18 protein-coding genes and 1 pseudogene are annotated in these 23,574 nt (G+C 38.5%); 3 read left to right on the plus strand and 16 right to left on the minus strand.

The features are described from left to right. Positions 1–7 precede the first annotated feature (7 nt). The 6 genes from ACJROX_RS28080 to ACJROX_RS28105 all read right to left on the minus strand — a co-directional run bounded on the left by ACJROX_RS28080 (position 8) and on the right by ACJROX_RS28105 (position 6,869). Complete coding sequence (locus tag ACJROX_RS28080; protein ID WP_408008464.1) at positions 8–640, minus strand: aspartate/glutamate racemase family protein; 633 nt, start codon at positions 638–640, stop codon at positions 8–10. 305 nt (positions 641–945) lie between these two features. Then, positions 946–2,556: a PucR family transcriptional regulator gene (locus tag ACJROX_RS28085; protein ID WP_408008465.1), complete on the minus strand. Its 1,611-nt coding sequence runs from the start codon at positions 2,554–2,556 to the stop codon at positions 946–948. A 397-nt stretch (positions 2,557–2,953) separates the two neighbouring features. After that, complete coding sequence (locus ACJROX_RS28090) at positions 2,954–3,319, minus strand: hypothetical protein (protein ID WP_408008466.1); 366 nt, start codon at positions 3,317–3,319, stop codon at positions 2,954–2,956. Between the two features lie 231 nt (positions 3,320–3,550). Further along, positions 3,551–4,756: an aminotransferase class V-fold PLP-dependent enzyme gene (locus ACJROX_RS28095; RefSeq protein ID WP_408008467.1), complete on the minus strand. Its 1,206-nt coding sequence runs from the start codon at positions 4,754–4,756 to the stop codon at positions 3,551–3,553. Positions 4,757–4,774: 18 nt separating this feature from the next. Then, entirely contained in the window at positions 4,775–5,860 is a 1,086-nt protein-coding gene (locus tag ACJROX_RS28100) for a M24 family metallopeptidase (RefSeq protein ID WP_408008468.1), read from the minus strand. A 247-nt stretch (positions 5,861–6,107) separates the two neighbouring features. After that, positions 6,108–6,869: an IclR family transcriptional regulator gene (locus tag ACJROX_RS28105; protein ID WP_408008469.1), complete on the minus strand. Its 762-nt coding sequence runs from the start codon at positions 6,867–6,869 to the stop codon at positions 6,108–6,110. A 173-nt stretch (positions 6,870–7,042) separates the two neighbouring features. Here ACJROX_RS28105 and ACJROX_RS28110 point away from each other — a divergent pair, with 173 nt between their 5' ends. Continuing rightward, positions 7,043–7,321 (plus strand): hypothetical protein, encoded by a 279-nt coding sequence (locus ACJROX_RS28110; protein WP_408008470.1) that lies wholly within the window; start codon positions 7,043–7,045, stop codon positions 7,319–7,321. A 1,109-nt stretch (positions 7,322–8,430) separates the two neighbouring features. On the opposite strand, the gene ACJROX_RS28115 is transcribed toward ACJROX_RS28110, so the two are convergent. The 4 genes from ACJROX_RS28115 to ACJROX_RS28130 form a co-directional block, all read right to left on the minus strand. Continuing rightward, positions 8,431–10,074, minus strand: coding sequence for a M20/M25/M40 family metallo-hydrolase (locus ACJROX_RS28115; RefSeq protein ID WP_408008471.1), 1,644 nt, complete (start codon positions 10,072–10,074; stop codon positions 8,431–8,433). 99 nt (positions 10,075–10,173) lie between these two features. Further along, complete coding sequence (locus tag ACJROX_RS28120; RefSeq protein ID WP_408011671.1) at positions 10,174–11,502, minus strand: amino acid permease; 1,329 nt, start codon at positions 11,500–11,502, stop codon at positions 10,174–10,176. Between the two features lie 116 nt (positions 11,503–11,618). After that, a complete protein-coding gene (locus tag ACJROX_RS28125; protein WP_408008472.1) occupies positions 11,619–12,380 on the minus strand; it encodes a dimethylarginine dimethylaminohydrolase family protein in 762 nt (253 codons plus the stop codon). 20 nt (positions 12,381–12,400) lie between these two features. Further along, positions 12,401–13,273 (minus strand): dimethylarginine dimethylaminohydrolase family protein, encoded by an 873-nt coding sequence (locus tag ACJROX_RS28130; RefSeq protein ID WP_408008473.1) that lies wholly within the window; start codon positions 13,271–13,273, stop codon positions 12,401–12,403. Positions 13,274–13,442: 169 nt separating this feature from the next. Between ACJROX_RS28130 and ACJROX_RS28135 the strand changes: the two genes are divergently transcribed. Beyond that, complete coding sequence (locus ACJROX_RS28135) at positions 13,443–14,180, plus strand: IclR family transcriptional regulator (protein WP_408008474.1); 738 nt, start codon at positions 13,443–13,445, stop codon at positions 14,178–14,180. Between the two features lie 364 nt (positions 14,181–14,544). On the opposite strand, the gene ACJROX_RS28140 is transcribed toward ACJROX_RS28135, so the two are convergent. Together ACJROX_RS28140 and ACJROX_RS28145 are read right to left on the minus strand one after the other, a co-directional pair. Beyond that, positions 14,545–15,723 carry an amidohydrolase gene (locus ACJROX_RS28140; RefSeq protein WP_408008475.1) on the minus strand — a complete coding sequence of 393 codons (1,179 nt, stop codon included), beginning with the start codon at positions 15,721–15,723 and terminating at the stop codon, positions 14,545–14,547. 185 nt (positions 15,724–15,908) lie between these two features. Continuing rightward, the gene (locus tag ACJROX_RS28145) at positions 15,909–17,252 is read right to left on the minus strand and encodes a YfcC family protein (protein WP_408011813.1); all 1,344 of its coding nucleotides are present in this window, start codon (positions 17,250–17,252) and stop codon (positions 15,909–15,911) included. A gap of 1,470 nt (positions 17,253–18,722) precedes the next feature. On the opposite strand from ACJROX_RS28145, the pseudogene ACJROX_RS28150 reads away from it, so the two are divergent. After that, positions 18,723–19,351, plus strand: a pseudogene (locus tag ACJROX_RS28150) (IS4 family transposase); the annotation flags it as partial. 324 nt (positions 19,352–19,675) lie between these two features. Here ACJROX_RS28150 and ACJROX_RS28155 read toward each other — a convergent pair. The 4 genes from ACJROX_RS28155 to ACJROX_RS28170 all read right to left on the minus strand — a co-directional run bounded on the left by ACJROX_RS28155 (position 19,676) and on the right by ACJROX_RS28170 (position 23,446). Then, the gene (locus ACJROX_RS28155; RefSeq protein WP_408008476.1) at positions 19,676–20,161 is read right to left on the minus strand and encodes a hypothetical protein; all 486 of its coding nucleotides are present in this window, start codon (positions 20,159–20,161) and stop codon (positions 19,676–19,678) included. Continuing rightward, complete coding sequence (locus tag ACJROX_RS28160) at positions 20,161–20,949, minus strand: DUF3100 domain-containing protein (protein ID WP_408008477.1); 789 nt, start codon at positions 20,947–20,949, stop codon at positions 20,161–20,163. The genes ACJROX_RS28155 and ACJROX_RS28160 overlap by 1 nt, the downstream gene beginning before the upstream one ends. Before the next feature lie 27 nt (positions 20,950–20,976). Further along, positions 20,977–22,233 (minus strand): M20/M25/M40 family metallo-hydrolase, encoded by a 1,257-nt coding sequence (locus tag ACJROX_RS28165; RefSeq protein WP_408008478.1) that lies wholly within the window; start codon positions 22,231–22,233, stop codon positions 20,977–20,979. A 451-nt stretch (positions 22,234–22,684) separates the two neighbouring features. Beyond that, the gene (locus ACJROX_RS28170; RefSeq protein WP_408008479.1) at positions 22,685–23,446 is read right to left on the minus strand and encodes an IclR family transcriptional regulator; all 762 of its coding nucleotides are present in this window, start codon (positions 23,444–23,446) and stop codon (positions 22,685–22,687) included. Positions 23,447–23,574 lie beyond the last annotated feature (128 nt).

Here is a 23,574-nt window from a genome sequence, read left to right on the forward strand (position 1 = left end):
CTCCTTTTTATTTCGTTAGTGAATAACCAATGGCTTGTGCTTGTACTAAATCGATAATAGGAACATTTAAGCTTTTAACTAACTCACGTTTTAAGCCAATTGTAGAAAAGCCTGTACACGCAAATAAAATACTTGTTGCCCCATTGTTGACTAGCTCTTGACATACAGAAGTTGCACGGTTCATTGCATCATCAGCTAATAAGTCTACAGTAGATGACACACCTTCCGGCCTTATATAATCGAGGAGATTATGACCAAGTATCCTTGCAATATTTGGTGGTATTTCTGGAGTTATACCAAGTACACCAACTTTGCGGCTGACCATCAGTGCTGCGTAAGCCCCCACTTCTCCTGCACCGTATACTGGAACATCTACGAGATTCCTGCTCGTTTCCACCGCAGGATCTGCTGCACAACTGATCGTGATCGCAGATACACCATCTTGCTCAACCATACTTTTAACTAAAACTTCAATTTTAGGCACTGCTAGTTCCAATGTCTCATCATTGTGTATGCCATTCCATTGCTCAGGAATACACCTAGAAACCGTGTCAATATTAAACTCCTCTTTCATAATTCGCGAATGTTCTTGCAAAATAGCTTTATCTTCTGTGGTTAATACACGTATAATTCCTAACACCGGTCCCTTACACCCCCTTTCTTTTGTTTAATTATAAATTTTCTGAAATAATGATGTAATCCGCATAATGTGCAATGATATTACGAGAAATTTGTTCATTTTGATATTTTTAGCTTTGTTATGCCAAAATATAAAGGTATTCATGTATACTTTCTTATAATGTTGAAGGAAAAAGGATGGCATGATTAGCCAACACAAAGTTCAATGAGGCCAAAGTGGGTGAAAGTTCTTCCTGAATTTCCATCAAGTGCTCTATCTCCGTCTCTCTTCTAGGACTTCTACAAAAAAATAGCCGCATTAAGCGGCTATACTGAATTTAACTTTCTTATTTTTAATAAAAGATAAAGCAAGAAACGTGAATCACTATCGTCCAAGTTGATATTTAGAATCGATTCAATCTTATTCAAACGATACTTCAATGTCCGACGGTGGATGTACAGTCTTTCTGAAGTTTTTGAATGGTTTCCATTTTCCTCTAAAAATATACTAAGGGTTTGGATAAGCTCCTTATTCTCATTATCATTAAATTTTAATTTCCCAAGGGTTACATCAGTAAAGTGCAGAACATCTTCATCGTTCTTTAGTTTTAACAAAATTTTATTAATTCCCATTTGTTCATAAATGATTATTTTATCTTTAATGCTTATATCTTCTCTCATTCGTAAAGCTAGCTTTGCTTCGTCTGTCGCCTTATCGATATCAGTCAATTGTTCATGTATAAGACTTATGCCGCAATAAATATCAAAGTCTAATTCAAGTTCGAGTTGTGTTATGATATTACGAATTATTTCAATCATCATGGACCGGCTTTGGCGATCATTACAAACGTATAGGCCATAAAGATAATGACCTGAGCGAAAGAGTAATGAACTTGGAAGCTTCTGATCTATAACTTCATATATTTTTTTATATAATAAATGAGTGACCATTTCGTTTTTTGAAATTTCCGGAAACGATTGTTTTAAATTAAAAAAGTCGAGAGCAAATAATCCATATAAATGATTACATTCTAAATTGAGCCGATTGCTAATAATAAAATGATCGGGTACCTTCTTTTCACGAAATAAATTCTTGATCCATTGATTCTCTTGAAAAAATCGCTTTTCAACATCATATTGATCTTTTAAAAACAATAGCTTTGTTTGTTTTTTAATACTGATTATACTACTTTCCAGAATGCCTACTAATGCCTTGGAATTCTTTAGTAGAATATTTAAATATCCTACACGTTCTCCTGCCTCATCTATTGGGATGATCATCCGGTCATCTTCAATAATATAATCGTCAATGCTCATATATTTTTTATACTCAACAGATGAAATAGCTGATTGAGGGAGACTTAAAAAGGAAAAATTTTTTCGTCTTTTATCTTTTTCTTTTTTTGAAAATGATATTAAACGGAAATCACAGCTTTCGAAATATACATTATCTTTAGTAATGGAAGATAGTTCTACAAGGAAGTCGTTTAAACTTTTTACTTCTGTATTTACAAGCTTATTCATTAGTTGTAATTGTTCGATCTGAGATGTTTTTTTCTCTTCATAGATTTTTTCAAACAATACAGTTAATACGTTGACAAATGAAACATTGAGTGGTAATGCTATAATCGGCATGTCATGTTTATTTGCTAAATCATACATTTCTTTTGGTAATTCCTTCACATACCGCCCAACTTTAATGATAAGACCTGCTCCATCTTCCTTTATTAACGCTTTAAACATATCAATTTGTGCCTCTGGTAAATCTTTGATGGAGTAAAAAGTAGAAATAATCAAGATTCCTTCCGTTAACCATTCATTAATATCAGGTACTTCCATTACTTCAGCTGCTTTAATACGACGGTTCACACCATTTTTTCCAGCTAATATTTTAGCTTCTTTTAAGACTTCGAGTTTCAATGCAGCTGATACTTTCATGTTTTTCACCACTTTTGGTATTTTTATATAAATTCTATTATTACTTAGCACTCCATTATCCGAGTTAAGCTCTTCTCCAGTTTTGATTAAACAAGATCTTCATTCCTGTTAGCGATTACATTTAGAAGACCCCAACGAGAACCAGATCCTATTAACAATAACACCTTTTTTATTTATTGTTCCCATTTATAGCATTAAACAAGTATTAATTTCTCATTATTAATACTTGTTTAATGCAAATTGGTATTTCTCCATTAATTTTATAATCTCACTACTCGCTTCTTTTATATGAATGAGAATATTTTAAATATCCTCTTCCGTAATACGATAAGTAGGACCTGAAACTGTAAACGAAGCTCTAACTTCGCCTTTCTAAATAATAGTACAGCGATGGCTATCACACCTGTATCTTTTCAACTTGTCCATCTTTTACTTCAACATTTAAAGGCTCATCAACTATTCCGAACGGTGCTAAGCTTCCAGCAAATACAATAGTGCCGTTTGTTGTTCCTTCTAACGGAGCGGTTGCAGTCGTGCCAGCAGGAGCGAAATTCCACTGACCTGGTTTATTGCAATTTCCGTCAACCGCCATTGTATTACGGCCTTCTACTGAATAAGTAACATCGGTGCCATTATCACAAGTAACCCTTACTTCTTTAGTAGACTCAAATAACTCGACAAACTTATTCGTAAGTTCGCTTAAAGCTTGGTAATCCGCATTTACAGCACCTGTCATCATTCTGGCATCAGAGCCGCTACACACAAGAACTCTTGCCCCTTCTTTTCTTACTTGGCGAATTGCTTCCTGCTAAAAAATCCATAGGTTCATTGTTCTGCTCAGCTAACGCTGGGTAAACAATCTGTCTAGTTTGCGCTTCCAGTAAACTGCCAGCAGTAGTGAAAGCCTCAATCAATCTGTCTGTAATCTTGTTTATCGTCCGCTCCGAAGTTCTTAGCCTTTCTCTGCTGATTCAAGTGAAAATTTAGTATTTATTTATTTTTGTCCCTTCCCTTCTTTTTGCTGTAAAGATTTAATAAGCGATACGACTGTATCAATTTCCTCTTCTGTATTGAAATAGTGAGGAGAAAGCCTTGCCATTTTATTTATGCCGTACTGTTGAAGCAGCGTATTCGCCATGAAGGTACCAGCTTCAATGATGATGTTGTTTTCTTCTAAATATTCAGTTATTCTGTCGGGATGTAACCCTTCTACGTTAAATGGCACAATTGCTAGACGGTTTTTAATATCCTGCGGCCCGTATACAGAAACTCCATCTATCGTTGAAAGCTGATCAACTGTATATTTTGTTAAAGTTTTCACTCTTCTGTGGATATTTTCCACCCCTATATTTTTAGCGTAATCAATCGCTGTGCCAAGACCTAGAATAGAAGGTACAATGGGACAGCCTGCCTCTACCCTCTTGGCAATAGATAAATAGCTATAATCATTCGTTTCAAAATCCCAGGTAGTTCCTCCCCAGCCAATCAGGGTAGGCTCAATAGAATCAATTAAAGATTCTTTGATATACAGAATTCCTGACCCTTCTGGTCCTCTCAGCCATTTGCGCCCGCAAGCTGATAAAAAGTCACAACCAAGCTCTTTTACGTGAATAGGGACGAGGCCTAAAGTTTGCGATGCGTTGATTAGAGTCAGCACATTATATTTTTTTGCGACTTTACAAATCTCTTCTACCTTTTGAAGAGCGCCGGATGCATTAGGTAAATGAGAGACGGTTATTAGCCTTGTACGGTTTGTAATTTCCTTCACGATGAGATCTACATCGATAACTCCAGATTTATCAGTTTCAATAATTTTTAAACTAACCTTCTTTTTATCCCGTAATTTAAGCCACGGTGTATAGTTGCTGTGAAATTCCAGATCGGCCAGGATAATTTCGTCGCCCTCTTCCCATGTAAGACCATTTGCCACAAAGTTAATCCCTTCAGTTCCGTTTTTTACAAAAGCGATTTCTGAAGCATCGGCGCCAATAAATTCACTAGCTTTAGCCCTCGTTTCATCTATCTTTTGATAAACCTCTTTCCGAAATGCAGGCAAGTACGGACCTAAACTTGCTGTTTTCTGCAAATAGTCTGTGATCGCATCGATCACTTGCTGAGGCGGCGCACAAGCTGCCGCTGTGTTTATATAGCTGTATCGTTCATGAAGAGGCATATCCTTCCTGATTTCTTCGATATTCATATTTACCCCGCCCCCTTTCTAAATAGTGATGAGCTCTTTTTGAAGAGACATTAGATTGAGGTACCCCTCCTCTGTGATAATAATATTGTCCTCTATTCGTACCCCGCCTTTTTTTGGAACATAAATTCCTGGTTCCACAGTAAAAGCCATTCCAGGTTCCAACTTTAAAGTACTGTTTTGCATCATATATGGTTTTTCATGGGGGCTCAAACCTAATCCATGTCCTGTGCGGTGAGTAAAGTACTCGCCATATCCTTTATCACGGATAATTGCACGTGCAGTTTCATCCACTTCATGTGCTGATACTCCAGGCTTAATTATATCTATTGCTGCTTGTTGCGCTTCTTTAACAGTTTCATAGATTTCCTTTAATTCAGTAGATATCTCTCCCACTGCCACTGTACGACAAATATCCCCTATATAACCATTAATTATAGAACCAAAGTCCATCACAATAAGTTCTCCAGAATCTATTTTTTTGCTACCTGCACGCGCATGAGGACTAGCCCCTCTATATCCAGAAGCAACGATCGTTCCAAATGGTGTACCTTCAGAACCTCTTTTTCTCATTTCGTACTCAAGCTGAGCGGCAATTTCACTTTCAGTAACTCCAGGTTTAATATACAGAAGTGTAGCTTCAAAACTTTCCTCTAAAACTTTGACAGCATGCTGCATCTGTTCAATTTCTTGTTTATCTTTATAAATTCTCAGTGTATTAATTACACCGCTTATATCTTCAGTTGATGTCGTTAAGGTCTTCGTAGCCTTTAACTCCATTACTCTCATCTGATCGTATTCCACTCCAATTTTAGAGAGAGTTCCAACTACATTTTTTAATTGATTTAAAGCTTGTCCTGGGCCTTTTTCATCGGTGTACCAAAACACATTTTCTTCAGTAACTTCTTTAACTTTGATTAATTCCACCTGTGGAGAGATAAATAACATTTCAGCATCCTTAGTAATTACAGCTAATGTTAGTCTTTCACTTTGTTTAAGCTTCAGTCCGGTAAAATAATACATATTCGATCCTGGCACAATAACAGCAGATTCAATATTTTTCTCCTTTAGTAATTGGCCAAGCTTTTTTCTTCGTTGTTCAAACATTTGAATTACCTCCTATTAATGTTCTTACTTTAGATATAATTGGTATCTAGGTCGATTTTTCATGTGTGATTTTAGCTATAAAGAAATTGAAAAATTAATGGGCTTTAGTGCCTTTACTCTTTTTAATAGGTTTTCTACCTCGAAAGACACATTTTCCTTAAAGTTCTTTTGATCTCGGAGTTAATACGGTACCTTTTTTCATACTTCTTCTTTCATTGACTATTGTTTATAAAAATATTTTTAAAAATCAAAAAGTAATTTGGTGTTTAAGAATCTCATGCTGAAGCTGTTTTTGTGTATTATTTAGCTTTTCGATTATTTCATTCGCTTTATCATCATTAATACGGTAGGAAGGGGTTGCTACTGTTAATGAACCTACTATTGTATTGTGGCGGTTAAAAATAGGAACAGCGATACCTGCTACATCCTTGGTATATTCTCCTATTGAATAACTCCACCCTTGCTGCTTAATTTTCTTTAAATCTTCAAAAATTAACTCGGAGTTTGTAATTGTATTATCAGTGAATTTAATAATTCCCTTATCAATTATTTGTTCTTGTTTCTCTCTTGGAAGATAAGCCAGGATTACTTTATGTGAAGCTCCTGCATATAACGGATTTCTACTTCCAACCGATACTGTATATTTCACTGTTTGATCACTCTCAGCTATTAACAAACAAACCCCCTCATTGCCGTCCAACCATGTAAGAAATACCGATTCCCCAGTTGATTCAGCTAGCTCTTTCATGTATGGATAAAAAACGTCTGAAATTTTAAATTTATTACTTACGATTAAACTATATTCAAAAAACTTTAAACCTAATTCATATTTGTTCGTGCGAGTATTTTGAACTAAGAAACCATACTCTTCGAATGTTTTTAAAATTCTGAATACAACGGAATGGTTCATGTTTATTTCATTAGCTAGTTCTCTTACTCCCCATGATGATTTTTCTTCTGTAAAGCATTTCAGTACTTCTAAAGATTTTTCTAAGGTTTTTAGACTCATTTTTTAGTTCATCCTTTTACTTGTTTCTATTTTAGAAACAAGTGTTTTTATTTATGAACTCATTATACTTAACGAAATTAAAATTGCAACCGATTTCTTAAAATTTTAAAAATATTCTGTTAAAATAGGTAGTAAATATTTTAACTAGTGAAAATTTTCAAAGGAGGTTAAAAATGAGAAAGGCAAGAGGGATTGTCATGGCTTTGGTACTTGGTTTGCTGTTGCTTGTAGTAGGAATATCACCTGACAATGTGAATGCGGAGACAGAATCGAAGGATATCACCAAAAGTACATGCAACACTTATCGTTTTTGGCTATATAATCCCAATTGTACCTTACATAGACAGACGATCTATACAGTCGATAACGCAGAGTTAAGAATCGGCTATTATCAAGGTATACAATACGGATGGGGAAGATTTGTAACGCCTGAGCCAGGAGCAACTGTATAGCTTGATATTGATATAAATGGCGATGGACAATGGGATGTACACAGTAGAGGAGATAATGATGGTAATACCTATGCTCATGCAACGAATTGGAGTACTTCGGAGGTAAAAGCAATAAGGATTGCTGTCCGGCATGCAAATAATACTTGGAGTTTTGGACGCTGGTGGGCCTGGTAAATATGGTATAGAAAAACAACATGAATTCAAAAAACGTTTAAAACAAATTGATGACTTTGTATCTTAAACATGGCGGGGCTTTCCGCTACTTATCGACTGGCTCGTTCATATCTTCGGGATCTTCCGTCACCTTTTAGGCGTTCGTATCATCATGATCGTATTTAAGGACGTAAAATCGATAAACTTCCTTTTCCCTTCACGTTTTTGCTTAATAGGGGTAAAGGCGCATGCCCATCAAGCTAAGGCAAATTAATACCCCCAAATCGCAAAAAACGCTATTCTTTCTGTAAAGAAAGAGGAAAGGATGGCGTTTTTCATGAGTCTTTCGTTTTTAGACGAATTGAACCTCTTTTCCCAAGAATTACAACGGTGTTTGTTCGATTCTACGACTGGTTGGTTTATCATGAGTTAGTAGAGGAAAAAAGAAGAAAGTACTTGGAAAGTTTATCCTCTTTGTAATCCACCGAGATGTTAGAACTCAAGAAAAACACCTTTTATAAAATAATGAAAGAATTCATGTAGAGAGGTATTCGTGTTCAAATATCTCTCTTACGAATTTGATTTTTTCTTCTTCAGTCTTTTGATATACCACCAGGACGGGAGACCTACCAAGAAAAAAGACAAAGTATAAATGGCCATTAAGATGTATATGAGTAAGGATTATACAATCAAACAAATTACAGAGGCAACTTAGAATCAGCAAAACATCACTGTATAGATATTTAGATAAAGCAAATTAGGATTACCAAAGTAAGCTGGTCCTTCGAATTACATTTTATATAAATTATCTGACTGACTAGAGCAGCTACCCTGTCACTAAGCCTTAATGAACAGTTTCTCGCTTTTTGCCGGTGGTCGTCTTCAAAGCTTTAAGGTTTTTATAGTTTCCTACACGACAAAAAGAAGAAAGCCCAGTAAGAGGCCTTCTCCTTGAGTCAAGATATTTTGTTCATAGAATGCTGACTCATATTTTTCCTTTTCGGAAACATGCTCTTGATCAAACTTTCAAGCATAACGGGCATTTGGATAAAAGCACTATCAATATGGAGACGCTCCGTACGCTGGTGAGCATCCTTTCCGAACGGACCGACATTGAAAACAGGAGCATTCAGCTGCAGCATATCGGTAAATGGAATGCTGTACGTTTCACCCCATACCGGTGTATTCCCTTCGTAGGCAGTCCATCCGTCATCTTCGTCCATATAGCTGACATAACTCAGGTCACAAATACCATTGAAATAGTGAATTTGATTTACCTCGACATTAAAACGACTCGCCACTTCCTTCATTAATTTTACGGAATTGATTACGAGAGGGTCCCGAGATGTATTGACAGCCGGGTAGTATGGCGGTGCGAAAAACAAGACGACAGCCGGTGCAAGTTCATAGCATTGGATCATCAGCTTATCGACGAGGTTTATCGATTTTTCACGGTCATCCCAACTTGTATTTTTAAACGTTTCTTCCTTTAATTTCCCAATGAATTCAGCACCAAACTTATTCTCTGCATAATGGATAAGTTCTTCATACCGAATCGTACGTACAGTGCCGACACCTTCAACGTTTTCCTTTTCGCAAATAGATTTGAATGCAAAATTACATGATGCCACGGCCTCTTGTGCAACTTGCTCGAATAAATCTATTACTTCATCAGCAGTACGTTTAAAAATGAATACATTATAAAGCGCCGCGGCACGGTATGGTGTCTGTGTCGAATATTGCGTTTTCAGATCTTTTTGTTGCAACGACACAGGTAGCGGTGTGCTTTCACCAAGATCGGATTCACGGAACAACGAATTCCACTCCATACGCTGAGTAAGGAAAGAAGCGATATAGTTCGCTGTAATCCCCTTCATCGGCTCACCTGCATGCGTTTCCTTTCCATAGAAAAGTGCACCTGGCATGATCTTCCCGATCGTTCCAGTATAAATATAATCCTTTGTATCCCCTGGCTCCTGTGTAAACGTCGGTTCACTATTCAAGAACATTTTATAAGAGATATCATATTTTTCACGTAAAAGAACGAGTTCTTTCACTGCAGCGCGCATACCGGCTGAATTGACTTCTTCATCCGGAACAGTTACCAGTAGTAGGTTTACTGGCCATTGTTCAACACTCGCCTTTTCAATCATGGCCATATGAAGTGCCAGCCCCATTTTCATATCCATCGTTCCCCGACCAAAGAGGTATTTACCCGATTCAAGGTCTTTACGTACTTCTACCGGTAAGTCATCTTTACGCTTAAACAGTTCTTTTGTAAGTTCTTCTGGGTGGAACGCAAGCGGCTCAAGATCACCGTATTCTTCGGTCTGGACGGTATCAAAATGGCTGATCAATACAATGGTTTCCTTTACGTCAGGACGCTTGTACATAGCCGTTACAAGATCCCGCCCGAGGCCCGCGTCATGAAGTGTAATGTGATCAGGGTTGTTTTTGAAATAATCGAGTTCGATCAATTTCGCTTGGACTTTCGAAGCGAATTCTCGCTCCCCTTTCGTGAATGTCTGACTTTCCCAGCTGACAAGCTCGCATAACAGTGTACGTAGTGAATCGGGCGTATCCCATAAATATCGGCTCATGCAAATGCCTCCTCCTTTAAAATGTTTTCAACTATATGATTGAATTGGACTGCTTTGTTCAAGCCACTGAGGCAATCCGCAAAATTTTTCGGTGCTTATCTATCTAGAAAGTTTAAACCGATAGAACAGCATACAAAATACGAAAAATCCTACTCCATAAAAAAGGCCGATACGCTGCGTCGGGTCAAACGCCAAGAATACGAGAATGAACGAACAAAAAGCGAGACAGAACAATGGAACAAAAGGATAAAGCTTAACTTTGAATTTCAAATCCTCCAGTTTTCCGCCTTCTTTCAAATAGGTCCGGCGGAACATGAACTGCGACAAAGCGATCCCCATCCACGAAATCGTAACGGCTATCCCTGCAATCGACATGAGTAGGACGAATACCGTATCTGCTTCCATAAAACTGGTCAATAAAGACAAGAGCGAAAAGAGCATCGTAAAAACCAAAGCTGTGAACGGAACTTTCCGTTTTGAAAGACGGCCGAAGATCTTCGGTGCCATTCCTTCATGGGCCATCGACCAAAGAAGGCGTGTTGATGCGTAAATACAAGAGTTCCCGACAGAAAGGATTGCAGTCAGAATGACAAAATTCATGATGTCTGCTGCAAAAGGAATACCGGCAATTTCCATCATCGACACGAACGGGCTTTCAAGCAGACCGACTTCTGATGAAGGGAAAATAGCTGACAACACTACGATCGAGGCAATGTAGAACACGATGATCCGTATCAATACATTCCGGATCGCACGCGGAATATTTTTTTCCGGTTCTTCACTTTCCCCAGCTGCAATTCCGAGCAGTTCAGAACCTTGATAAGAGAAGATGACATTCATCATCGTAATGAACACAATTGCAATTCCTGCAGGGAACAATCCCGAGGGAGCTAAATTTTCAAAAAAGGGGGGTGGGCGGTCATTTAATGGAATGATTCCAAAAATCGCCGAAAAACCAATGATGAGAAACGAAATGACAGCAACAACCTTTATACCTGCAAACCAATATTCAGCCTCGGCAAAGCCACGGGTGGTCAATGCATTCAATAAAAACAGAACAGCAATGAAAATCGCACACCAGATCCAAACAGGTGAATCCGGAAACCAATGTTGCATGAGGATGCCGGCTGCTGTAAATTCCACTCCGGCTGTTGCGGCCGAGCCGACGAAATACATCCAGCCGAGCGAAAAGCCAACTGATGGACTGATGAACCGTGAAGCATAGGTCTGAAATGATCCGGTTACGGGCATATAAACCGCTAGTTCCCCTAGACAGACCATGACCATGTACAAAATCAACCCACCGAACAAGTACGCAAGAAGGGCCCCTCCAGCTCCAGACTGGTTGATTGTGAAGCCTGCATTTAGAAACAGCCCCGTTCCGATGACACCACCGAGCGACAGCATAAACAAATGACGGCTCTTCATGGCGCGATTTAATTGGTTGTGCTTTTGACCTTGATCCAACTCATCCTGTTTTTGAACCTGTTCCAACAAAACTCATCCCACCTTTCTACCCCTCACATAGATATATTTGATCAATCTTAAAACCGTAAGGATAGGCAGCTTAAACCGCCGTCATGTTTCTGAAATTCAGACATTTCCAGTTCAATCGTTTCAAACCCGGCTTCATTGATTTGGCGGATCGTCTCCTCGTACCCTTTCGGAATGATGACATAGTCATTGACACGTATACAGTTGGCCGAATATTCTTCTTCAAGTGGAACAGTGATTTTTTTATAGTGTTGAAAATCCGGATGGTCAACGAATTCACCCGCAGCTATAATCAACTCCTTACCAAGATAGGAGATACCTGTTTTAAGATGGAAGAACTTTTGCAAGGGAACAATCTTCCCTTTATAGCCTTCCGACTCTAGGATTTCTTTCAATTGACGTGCACCCTCTTCATTCGTGCGGTCGGAAATACCGATATAGAAATGATCTTCAATTTGAAGGATATCCCCACCATCCAGCGTCCCGGGTGTTTTTATGTAATGAAACGTATCATAGAACTTTTTAAGAGCCGTTTCGATTTCTCCCGTTTCCCCATTCCGGGAAACAGCCCCTGGGTTTGATATAACAGCGAATTCCGGTGTCAGGACAGCAGTATCTTCTACAAAAGTCGAATCCGGAAATTCCTCATTTGCAGGTAAAAAAGTAACGGAAACACCGCATTTTTTCAAAGCTTCAACATAAGCATCATGCTGTTCCAACGCTTTTTCATAAACGGGTTTTCCAAGGTCGGATGTGGTCAAACCATTCACGTAACTTTTCCCTGGTTTCTTGACAATAACGTTCTTATACATAACTGAGTTCCTCCATTTGTTTATTTGCGAACGACTGGGCAAGTGAGACAAGTCGGTCCGCCTGTACCTTTATAGCTGATTTCGTATCCATTGTACTCATAAACCGAAGCTCCCGCGTCAATCAGCTGCTGTTTTGTCGAAGGGTTACCCGAAACGATCACGCAGACACGCGGCGCCAACGCAAGTACATTACAACCAAGATTCTCGTATTCATCGACCGGTACCTCGATCAAGCGGATTCCGTGATCGATCAAAAGCTGTCTGAAAAATACGGGCATAAGCCTTGAATACACGACTGCAAGATTTTCATCCACCATACTGATTATCGACATAAGATGGAGACACTCTTCCTCACCATTGTCATGTGGAAGAGGGACCACAATGAATTCGTCGACAAGATGGGCAGTCATTTCCCTTAACTGGCGAATCGCTTCATCGTTTGTACGGTAACCGCGCCCGACAACGAGTGTCCTATCATCAAGCCAGACGATGTCTCCTCCATCAGCAACAGCATCTCCTATCAATTCACCGATTATCGAGATATCCTTATCTGCGAGAAATTTTCTGTATGACTCTGTTTCATGCTGTCTTGAACGTTTCCCAGATTTTAAAAGGATCGCTCCTTCTTTCGTGAACTTAACAGGATCATGTACATAGAGGGAATCCAAACCCACTTCAGAGGAAGCAGGCAAATAATCGATGTGCGGGACATGCTTTTCCAAAATTAATATGAAAGCCTGATATTCCCGTAGTGCTTCATTGAAGTCGGGCTCCTCGATATAATTGAACAATTCCCATTGCTTGCTGACATTCTCCTGGCTGATGAATGCTTCGTTTGGATGCTTTACAATTACACGCTCCAACGATCTGAACATGGATGAACAATACATCATATCCCCACTCCTTTTCCGTTGAACGGAAAAATATTCCGTCAAAAGGAATTCATATTCTTAATATAAAGAACCTAGAATTTGGTGTCAATATATTTCTAATTGTTTGATAATTTGGTTTTGTACTTCGAAAATGACAAAAGGTATAATAGGAGTATTAGGGGGTGCTCCAATGCAAGCAATCGATCGAGCCATGAGTGTAGTAAAAATACTGGCATCCAATTCAACGGAGAGCTGGCTATCCATTACAGAACTATCCAAAAAATGCGAACTTCCCGTCAGTTCCATGCACCGCCTGCTGAAATCAATGATCAAGCATGAAATGATCCAGCAAGACGAGCGGACGAAATTATATGGACTTGGAACGGTTTGGCTTGAATATGGCCTACAAGTATATGACACGATGGATTATGTAAGCAAAATAAGACCCGAACTAGAAAGGCTTGTTCACGAAGTAGAGGAAAGCGTCTATCTCAGCAAGCCTATAGGGACCGAGGCTCTCATCATCGAACGGATCGATTCCGAGAAAAGTTCAATTCGGGTATATGATCAACTTGGAATACGAATTCCGATGCATATCGGAGCGGCTAACAGAGTAATGCTCGCCAATATGCCCGAAAAACAAGCGGATACCATTATCGAGGAAGTCCTTCCTGAGCAGGAAAGACCGAAGCTTCGGGAGACTTTGAGTGAAACGAAGAAATTGGGTTATGGAGTCAGTCACTCGGAAAGGACGGAAGGGACATCTTCTGTTGCTGTACCCGTCCTGAGTCATTCAGGTAAAGTGGAAGGTGCCGTAAGCGTCAGCTTCGTCAATTTCAACCTTACAGACAATCGACTTGAGTTCCTGATTGAAAAAGTTGTAGAAGCGGGAAAGCGGATCTCTGCAAAATTGGGATATCAAGGCTAGTTGAGAGGGTTCGGGGAAGGATTCCTTCTCTCGTATTTTGATTACTAAACTAAATAAAGAAAAGCGCAAGCGCCCTGGTCTGCCACGAAGGTGCCTGGAAGGCCATTGAGGAGGCTGTCGCCGCAGATAGCCTGAAGTGATCCGAGAGGCTGGGCGCTGGAGCTAGACATTACATCCTTGCGATAAGAACCCACTCCCGGCAAACATCAATTGCCCCTTCCATTACAAGTACATGGATCAACGTCGGTTATTCTTCTTGCTAAAAAGTTATACTTTCTTTACCTGTTAAAATGGAAGGAGCTAGTCCAGATTCTGAGGCTAGCTCCTTACTAATTGAAAGAATCAACTATTTCATTAGTTTTAATCAATCACAAGTCAGTTTTTCTGCAATCTTCACAAAATAATCCACCCCATACTGTAACGCTTTTTCATCGATTTTAAATTTAGGGTGATGTAAAGGGAAAGCCTTACCGAAAGCATCGTTATGAACACCAATGAACTGCATAGAAGCAGGAACAGCTTCAGAAAAAGATGAAAAGTCCTCCGTTCCAAATAAGGGTTCCTCGACGTTGATCAAGTTTTCTTTTCCACAGACTTCTTCTACAACAGCTCTTGAGATGTTTACGGCATCGATATGGTTTACAACAGCTGGGTAACCTAACTCCCATTTGATTTCGTACTTTGCCCCATAAGTTTCAGTAATACCATTCACAATTTGTTCTAGATATTCCCTTGATTTCACACGACTGTCAGGGTCTAAAGAACGGATGGTTCCACCAAGCTCTGCCTGTTCCGCAATGACGTTCAGGGCATTCCCGCAATTGAACTTCGTTACAGAAATAACTGGAGCTTTCAGTGCTGAAATTTTTCTTGAAACAATGTGTTGGATATTCGTGGCGATTTCTGAACCAATCACCAGTGGGTCAATCGTTAATTCTGGTGTGGAAGCGTGCCCACCTTGACCAATCACTTTTATCTCAAAGTCATCCGCAGCGGCGCACAACTCTCCTTCCTTAATACATATCGTCCCTGCTTGTTCATATGGGGTAACATGAAGTGCAAATGCATAATCCACACCATCAATAGCCCCTTTTTCCACTAATTCCTGAGCCCCTCCAGGTGTCACCTCTTCAGCATGTTGAAAGATGAAACGAATTTCTCCGCTGATCTCCTCTCTTTTTTCGGAAAGAGTCTTTGCAGCCCCTAATAACATTGCCGCATGTGCATCATGACCACATGCATGCATGACACCTGGATTTTTAGATTTAAAATCAACATCAGCTTCTTCTTCAATCGGAAGTGCATCGATATCTGCACGAAACGCGATCGTATATCGTTTTTCCGCAGATGTTTTCAATCCTTTTAGCACGGCTAAAACGCTCGTTTTAGTCGGTCTCGTAACTTCTAATCCTGAAAAAGTGTTCAATAGATTATAAATGTATTCTGAAGTTTCATGTTCATGATAGGAGAGTTCAGGATTTTCGTGAAGATGACGCCTCCATGTAATGACCTCATCTTTCACCGATTCTCGTACTGGATTCATTGTAAAAACCTCCTATTATTTTTTGGTAGTTTAATAGAAAAGCGGAAGCACCTTGCTCAGGTACGATAAGCGCTGGAGATTCTGAAACCAAACACACTTTTGTATTTGCGGAAGAATCGAAGCAACCTCGAGCACCTAGGCGCTGGAACTGGACATTGCATCTATGTACCCGATGTTCTTACCTTTTAAAAAGGGCCATATTGAATGCTTTGAGCAATCATCAAAAAGATGACCGCAACAGCAACCTGGATCAAAAAAAATGGAAAAACCCATTTGATCCACTTTGTATAAGGTATCCCTGCTAATGCCAAGCCTGCCAGCAGAACCCCAGAAGTAGGAAAGATCATATTTGATATCCCATCTCCTAGTTGGAAGGCAAGTACTGCAGTTTGTCTTGTAACTCCGATTAAATCGGCTAATGGTGCCATTATAGGTATTGTCAGTCCCGCTTGTCCACTTCCGGATGGAACGATGAAGTTGATAAATAATTGTACTATGAACATTCCTACCGCATTTATTGCAGGAGGAAGCTGCTCAACCAGGCTTGCACTATAATATAAAATGGTGTCCAGTAAACCGCCGCTCGTGACAATTACGACAATTGCATATGCAAAGCCTATGATCAGTGCCCCTGGAACCATATCACGAGCACCTGAAATAAAACCATCTGCCATCTTATTCGCAGATACTCTTGAAATGATTCCCATCATAATTGCGCTGAATAAAAACAAGCCTCCAATTTCACTTATGTACCAACCTAACTTGATGACACCGACTATTAATCCGATGAAGCTTAACAATAAAATCAATAAAGCGATCCGGTGTCTTTTACTGATCTTAAAGTTTTTGTCGGTCGGTGCTTCGGTTTTCCGGCTATATTTTCCGTATTCCCCTAATTCGGGGCTTCTCTTAACTTTCATTGCATAAAAGTAGATATACAGTACGGTAACAATGAAATAGACACCAAAAACAGCGATACGCAGTCCCATCCCAGAATAGATCGGAAGCTCGGCAATACTTTGGGCAACTCCAACGTTGAACGGATTCGTAATACCAGTTGCAAAACCAGTCGCCAAAGTCCCAAGCATTACAATAGCAAAACCAGTAAGGGCATCGAATCCTAAGGCTATCGTCATGGGAACAATGATGGCGATATAAACCAAAGCATCTTCCGCCGATCCAATAAGGGTGCCTAGCGATGCAAAAATCAATACCATCATCGGAATAAACAGTTTTTCTTTTGAACCGAATCGAATTGATACAAATTTAATGAATGAATCGAGTGCTCCTGTCGCCTGCATAATACCAAGCGCCCCGCCAAACAAAAAGACGAACAATATAATTGAAGCTCCTTCTATCATTCCCAGGTGGACACTGTTGAACATCTCCAATAGCCCTACTGGTGAAGAATCAACAAATTCAAAGCTAGATGGATCGACTACGGTCTGCCCGTCCGTTTCGGTTCTTTCATAATGACCTGCAGGTAAAACATACGTCAAAACAGTTGCTATTAAAATCACAATAAACATTAGTACAAACGGATTGATGCCTTTCTCTAGTACCTTATGTTGCTCCTCCGGCAACTCCGTTTGCTGTTCAGGTAAAGAACCCAATAAAAACACCTCCAATTTTATAGTGTCTAACTATTTTCTTCTAATTAAATCCCGATGACCCTTAATAAAGCGCCTCCCCTTTGAACTTATTTTCATAAAATCTTTTCATACATATAGGGTTTGTTTTAAGTTCCTTACCATTTTTCCGTATAACGGAATTGATTACCGTTAAAAGGAATTTTTACATCTAAACTATAGTATAATTCATTGATTATTGTCAATATATTTTCAATGGTTTGAATTTTTAGATTTTTAATCTAAGTCGGTACCAATGAGCAGGGTTATGTAAACAAGACTCGGAAATCAAACAAAAGCACTACCTTTATTCAAGGAGCTTCCTCGACAACTATTGCTTTGTTAATTTGAAAAGGAAGCTACAATTGATACGATTTAATGCTTTCCGTAGATTTTTATTCTTTAATCATCGATAGTTTACAAGCACTTTTTCAGACTTTTTGCTATTTCATTCACGCTCGGCTTCCCCGCAAGCTTGTTCTGGAGCCATGAACTGGCGTGTTCCCTCCCTTTCTTTATCTGCCCAGGTGAAGATGCGATGCTAAAATCAATCACTTTGGCCGTGGTTTTTTAAGGAACAAAATGATCACAAATTGTACCTGAGAAAAGCTCTGTGACGAAATAAAATAAATTGTTTTTTGATACAAAAAGTTCCGACTCACGTGTTTTCTTGGTTTCAATTTTTGATCCCTTTAATTCTTTTTCTTTTCTATTCTCTATAACCTGACTAATTTTACCCAAAGTAAGGGTATAAAAACCGAGAAAATTACTATTACATAAAATCCTGCCCCGATTCCAATACCAACACCCCCTGAAAAAAATAACATAGCTACGGAAGTTAACCCGGTCACACGGAAACCGTCCTTTAAAATTAAGCCTTTGTTCAGCTGTAAAGTCCACAAAGGCGGACCTTATTGATAAAAAATAGACTGATCGGTTTTGCCGTTCAGTCTATCAACAATGATTTACTATAGTGATAGGTAAGCTTTCATGAACCATAGCTCCTCTCAAACCTATGGTTCTATTTTAGATAGGGAATTTTATTCCGGCTATATTGGGGATTTTAACATCGGCTTTAACAGTATTTACAAGTGGCAACAAGTATCTATTTAATAACATTTTAAAGTTGCTCCTTTTAACCCCTATAATTTTCACATTTGATTAAACATTAAGCTTTACCTTCTAATACTTTTGGCTTAGTGACAGGGTTGCTCCTCTAGCCGCAAAGTAGAGTTGTCATCCTCTATTCAATAGATTACACTCAAAATAGGGGTAGCGTCACATGCCCATCAAGCTAAGGCAAATTAATACCCCCAAATCGCCAAAAACGCTATTCTTTCTGTAAAGAAATAGGAAAGGATGGCGTTTTTCATGAGTCTTTCGCTTTTAGACGAATTGAACCTCTTTTCCCAAGAATTACAACGGTGAGTTTGTCTCCTCAGGTTCTTCAACAACTGGCTAAAGAGGTAGGCTTTGTTCAAAGAAGTAGTAAATTTCGTGCTCAGGAGTTAGTTGCGTTATGTGTATGGATGAGTCAACAAGTGGCGAGCACCTCTTTATCACATCTATGTAGTTAACTCGAATCCTCTACAGGGGTATTGATGAGCACGGAAGGACTCAATCAGCGATTTAACCCTGCAGCCGTACGGCTTTTTCAGCAGGTATTAGCTCATCTTCTTACTGAAAAGCTGAATTCATCTGAGATCCTTCCTCACCGTTATGCTTCTATCTTTCAACGTATTCGAGTGTTAGATTCAACCACCTTCCAACTACCTGATGCTTTTTCCATGTATCAAGGTTCAGGAGGTAGCAGCCATACGGCTGGTGTTAAGATTCAATTAGAATATGATCTTCTTAGTGGCCAATTCCTTCATGTTCACTCAGGACCAGGTAAACAAAATGATCGAACCGACGGTTCCACTTGTTTACAAACGGTACAAATAGGTGATTTATGCTTACGCGATTTAGGATATTTAGACCTGGAAGCTCTCCATCGAATAGCTTTGAATAGAACTTTTCCAAACCGTCCCATGCTTCAACATCTCTTGTATTTTAGGAATCTCAATTTTGGCATTATGTTATATAGATTTTGTAACCTTAGAACGTAAATGGTTTGGATCTTTTTTTACTTGCTCCTAGCTTAAAGAGTTCAAGTTTTTTACCGATTAAGGTCATCATTCATACTGCTTAACAATATGAGACTACTTATTTACAAAAGCTGTCTCGTTTTACAAAAATTTTTGCCGCTATACTTTCCCCATTTTCAATATAGTCTGAGCCGAATCTTTCATGTGAATTTGATTTTTTTATACAAATTCTAAACTTTAGTTTCCTGTAATGAATAAACCAAGTTGCGAAAGAAGTGCACTTCCTAAATATGTTCCGATAAAGACTAATACAGCAACAATCGCAACTTTCCAAGATATCTTTCTTAGATCCATTAAACGATCCGCAACAGAAATACCAGCATACGTAAGGATTGGTGTTGTGATTGAAAGAAAGTCGACTGCACTAATTGCATTTATAAAAAAATCAGAAACTAAACAGAAAACAAGAGAAGCAATTGAAACCCAACCCAGAACTGGAAAATCTTGAATAACTTTAATTCGAGATTTCTTTGCTAAATCAGAGACAAGGATACCGAGCATTGAAAACAACCATAATATCAGCAATCCAATAATAGTCATTGAAGTGACTGGTGTAGATTCAGGGTTTTTCAGGAGCTTCATTTCTTGTGTAAATAAGATTGATCCAACACTTAGTAGAATGACTAAGCCTAATTTTACATATTTATTCAACCCTATCTCCATTATTCCCCACCTCTAACCATTAGCTTATACATAAATCGCTGTAAAGGCACTGCCAAAAATACCATAGTAAATGTTCCTAAAAAGCTTGTTAATAATTGACTTGCTGATGCATAAGCAATGATGGTACTTTCCTTTTCAGGCATAATGGCTGCTAAAGAGGAGGATGCTGCTGTCATCATACTGCCAGATCCCATCCCTGATGCCATTGCTAATGCTTCAACTCTAAACCCAAATTGTAGTAAAATAGGTGCAAATATACTAAAGAAAATAGCTCCAAATAACGTTCCTATGATATATAAAGACAATACGCCGCGCCCTTCATCCGAACCAAGGGTGTATTTTTCTGATATATATGCCAATTCTCCTTCTCGACCTAAACCTAATGTAGCTCCAATCGCTTCTCTTCTTAAACCAATTAAAATTGCAATAGGTAAGCCGAAAAGAACGGTTCCTAAATTACCTATCTCTTGTAATAAAAATATCCAGCCTATTTGTAATATCTCTTCTAGCTTTGGTGCAACATCCGCCCCATATCTCGCCATTAATGGAAGCATAATGAAAATTAAATACTTACTAGAAAATTCAACATTATCTTTACTGTATATCTTCTTTAAAATTCCTTTTCGAAGGAACGAAAGACCGAACACCATTGTAATAACAATAGCAAAAACTAACGGTAACAAATTTAAAGATATAAAACCTATTGGAATTGATTGAAATCCAATAAATTCTGAAACAGCGATTACGATTAGTGAAAAAATAAGTAAATAAATAAAATTAGATTTCACTCAACAAACCTCTATTCTGCTTAGTAATTAATCAATGATTGATAAAATCAGTTTTTCATAGTCTTTGTATGTTCGTTTATAAAGTTTTGTTTTATCAATTTTTCCGTTTAACTCTTCAAATACTTGCGATAAAAATCTTGGAAAGACTTTATAAATGTATTCAGGATCAATATCGATGAAGTCATCCCCATGGATGGTCCCAGTAAAGCCACTATATCCAATTTGAATACAAGGAATCATGAGAGAGAGGTCACCTATGTCTCCAGCAGCACTAATCGCATTACCATTTGATATAGCCTTAATGTCATTGTTTTTATGAAATGCTTTTACAACAAATTCTGATAGATAGCGGTTTTGTACAAATGGTAGATAACCCATCTGAGTTGCAATCGAAACTTCTCCTTGCAGTGCTATTGCACTTCCTCTAGCAGCATCATCCATTTTCATGGCTGCCTCTTTCATGTAATCAACCGATTGTGTTCTTAAATCGGTTCCAACGGTAATATTATTTGGGATGACATTTGTCGACATATCTGAATTGATCACAATAGGGTTAATTCTAACCATTTCCGAATCTTTTAATTGTTGACGTGAAAGCCCTAATGCCACATTAAATAACGTAGACATGCTATACGCATTTTTAGCTGAAAAAGGATCGAAACCCGCGTGTGTCGCTTTTCCTTTAAAGGTATACTTTTTATACAAGAACCCTGCAAGATCACAATTAACTTCAATCGTTCTTTCAGCAAACTCCCCGGCCATTGCATGGACACAAATACCAATGTCAATATCGTCAAAAACACCTAGTTTCATTGCTTCAGGTTTCCCACCATAATACGATATTTTTTTGTTAGCCATTAACTCATCACGAAAGGCTAAATCTAAATATTCTTCAGCAGGAACAAAAATAAATGTGAGATTAAAATCATATTTTTTATAGGCTTCCGATTGATAGAAAAATCGATACAAAGCTAATGCAATAGCTACCTGAGTATAATGGCCACAATTATGCGCCGCTCCAGTTTCCGGATCAGCCGACTTATGTGTTGGAGCATAAACTGCATCCAACTCAGCTATAAAAGCAATTGTTAAATCTTTTTCGTTATAAAATGAAGTCTTTAAACCTGTTGTACTAAATTCATCTATATAAATATTTGGATTTATCTTTCTTAAAAAATTGATAACTGTTTCTTTGGTTTTGATTTCCTTGTAACCAAGCTCTGGATTTTCAAAAATCTTTTTGGCAAGCTCACTTATTGCTATATACTGCTCATTAAAAATCATTTTTCCACCTACCCTTTTTAATAAAATTCTGTCTATTAGCTATAGGATTTTAATAACTAGATCATTAAATAAATCGTTTACCACTATTTTTAACCAATATGGATTTCTACAAATCTATATGAGCCTAAATAGGTGGCCCCTATCATTGTTGGAATGCTAACCATTTCGTTATCTACTGCTCTCTTTTACATATCTTCTTTAGAGTAAAACGTAAGCGCATTAGCTGTGCCATTTTATATAATATTTTGAACGACAAAACGACTGTATCTATATTACGTGAACTCCAAATAATTCGTCAATATTTTCAACCTTATCAAAATTTTCAAACAACAAAATAAAGAAGAAGGCAAACCCTCTCCCTTCGGAATGTTAGAACGTATCCTTTTTCTTTCATACTGAACGATATTACTAGGAATTCAATTCGTGCATAATCGTCGATCCTCCTAAAGCCTTAAGCTTTGAATTTCAGTTGATAACGCTGGATCACTCTTTCGGCTTCATCTCTTGCTTCTTTTAATAACGGAAGATATTCCTGGATTTTATCATCCGACATCCGGTAAGTCGGGCCTGAAACAGTGATAGACCCAATGATTTCCCTTCCGACAATTAAAGGGACAGCCAGGGCAATCACGTCTTCGGTATATTCACTTTGGCTTTGGGCCCATCCTTGTTCACGGATTTTTTCCAATTCTGCCTTTAATTCATCCGGATCGGTCATCGTCGTTTTCGTGTATTTTACCAGCCCTCCCGTAATCAATGCATCTACAAACTCCTCAGGCAAGTAAGCAAGGATCGACCGGTAGGAAGCACCGACATATAGAGGTGCCCTGCTCCCAGCCGAAACCGAAAATTTAACTTTATTTTCCGGCTCCACTACTTCAAGTGTCACAGCCTCATCCCTATCTAATATCGTAAAAAAAATCGATTCTCCTGTCTTTTCCATCAATTGTTCCAGAATAGGTCGGATTAATTTCTGGACATTCAGGCTTTCATACATAATGACTCCTAGTTCCCATGTAGCATATCCTAGTGAGTATTTCTTTGTAACCTCGTCTTTTATGATAAATCTATTTTTCTCAAATGTTTCAAGAATCCTGTATAAATTAGTGTGGTTCATCCCTAATTCATTTGCCAGTTCCCTGCCGCCCCACACCGGCTTTTCTCTTGTGAACATTTTTAGAACCTTTAGTGCTGAATCTAACGTTTTTAACATACATAATCCCTTCTTCCATTGGCAAAAAAGTAAGCTGCTCTTATGACAAACCGTTTTTATCGTTTTCTCCAAATAAACCGGAAGATATCCCCCTATAAGTAATAGGGAGTTAAAGACCTTAAAGGGGA

Source organism: Pseudalkalibacillus sp. A8 (assembly GCF_045920555.1).
Taxonomy (GTDB): domain Bacteria; phylum Bacillota; class Bacilli; order Bacillales; family Fictibacillaceae; genus Pseudalkalibacillus.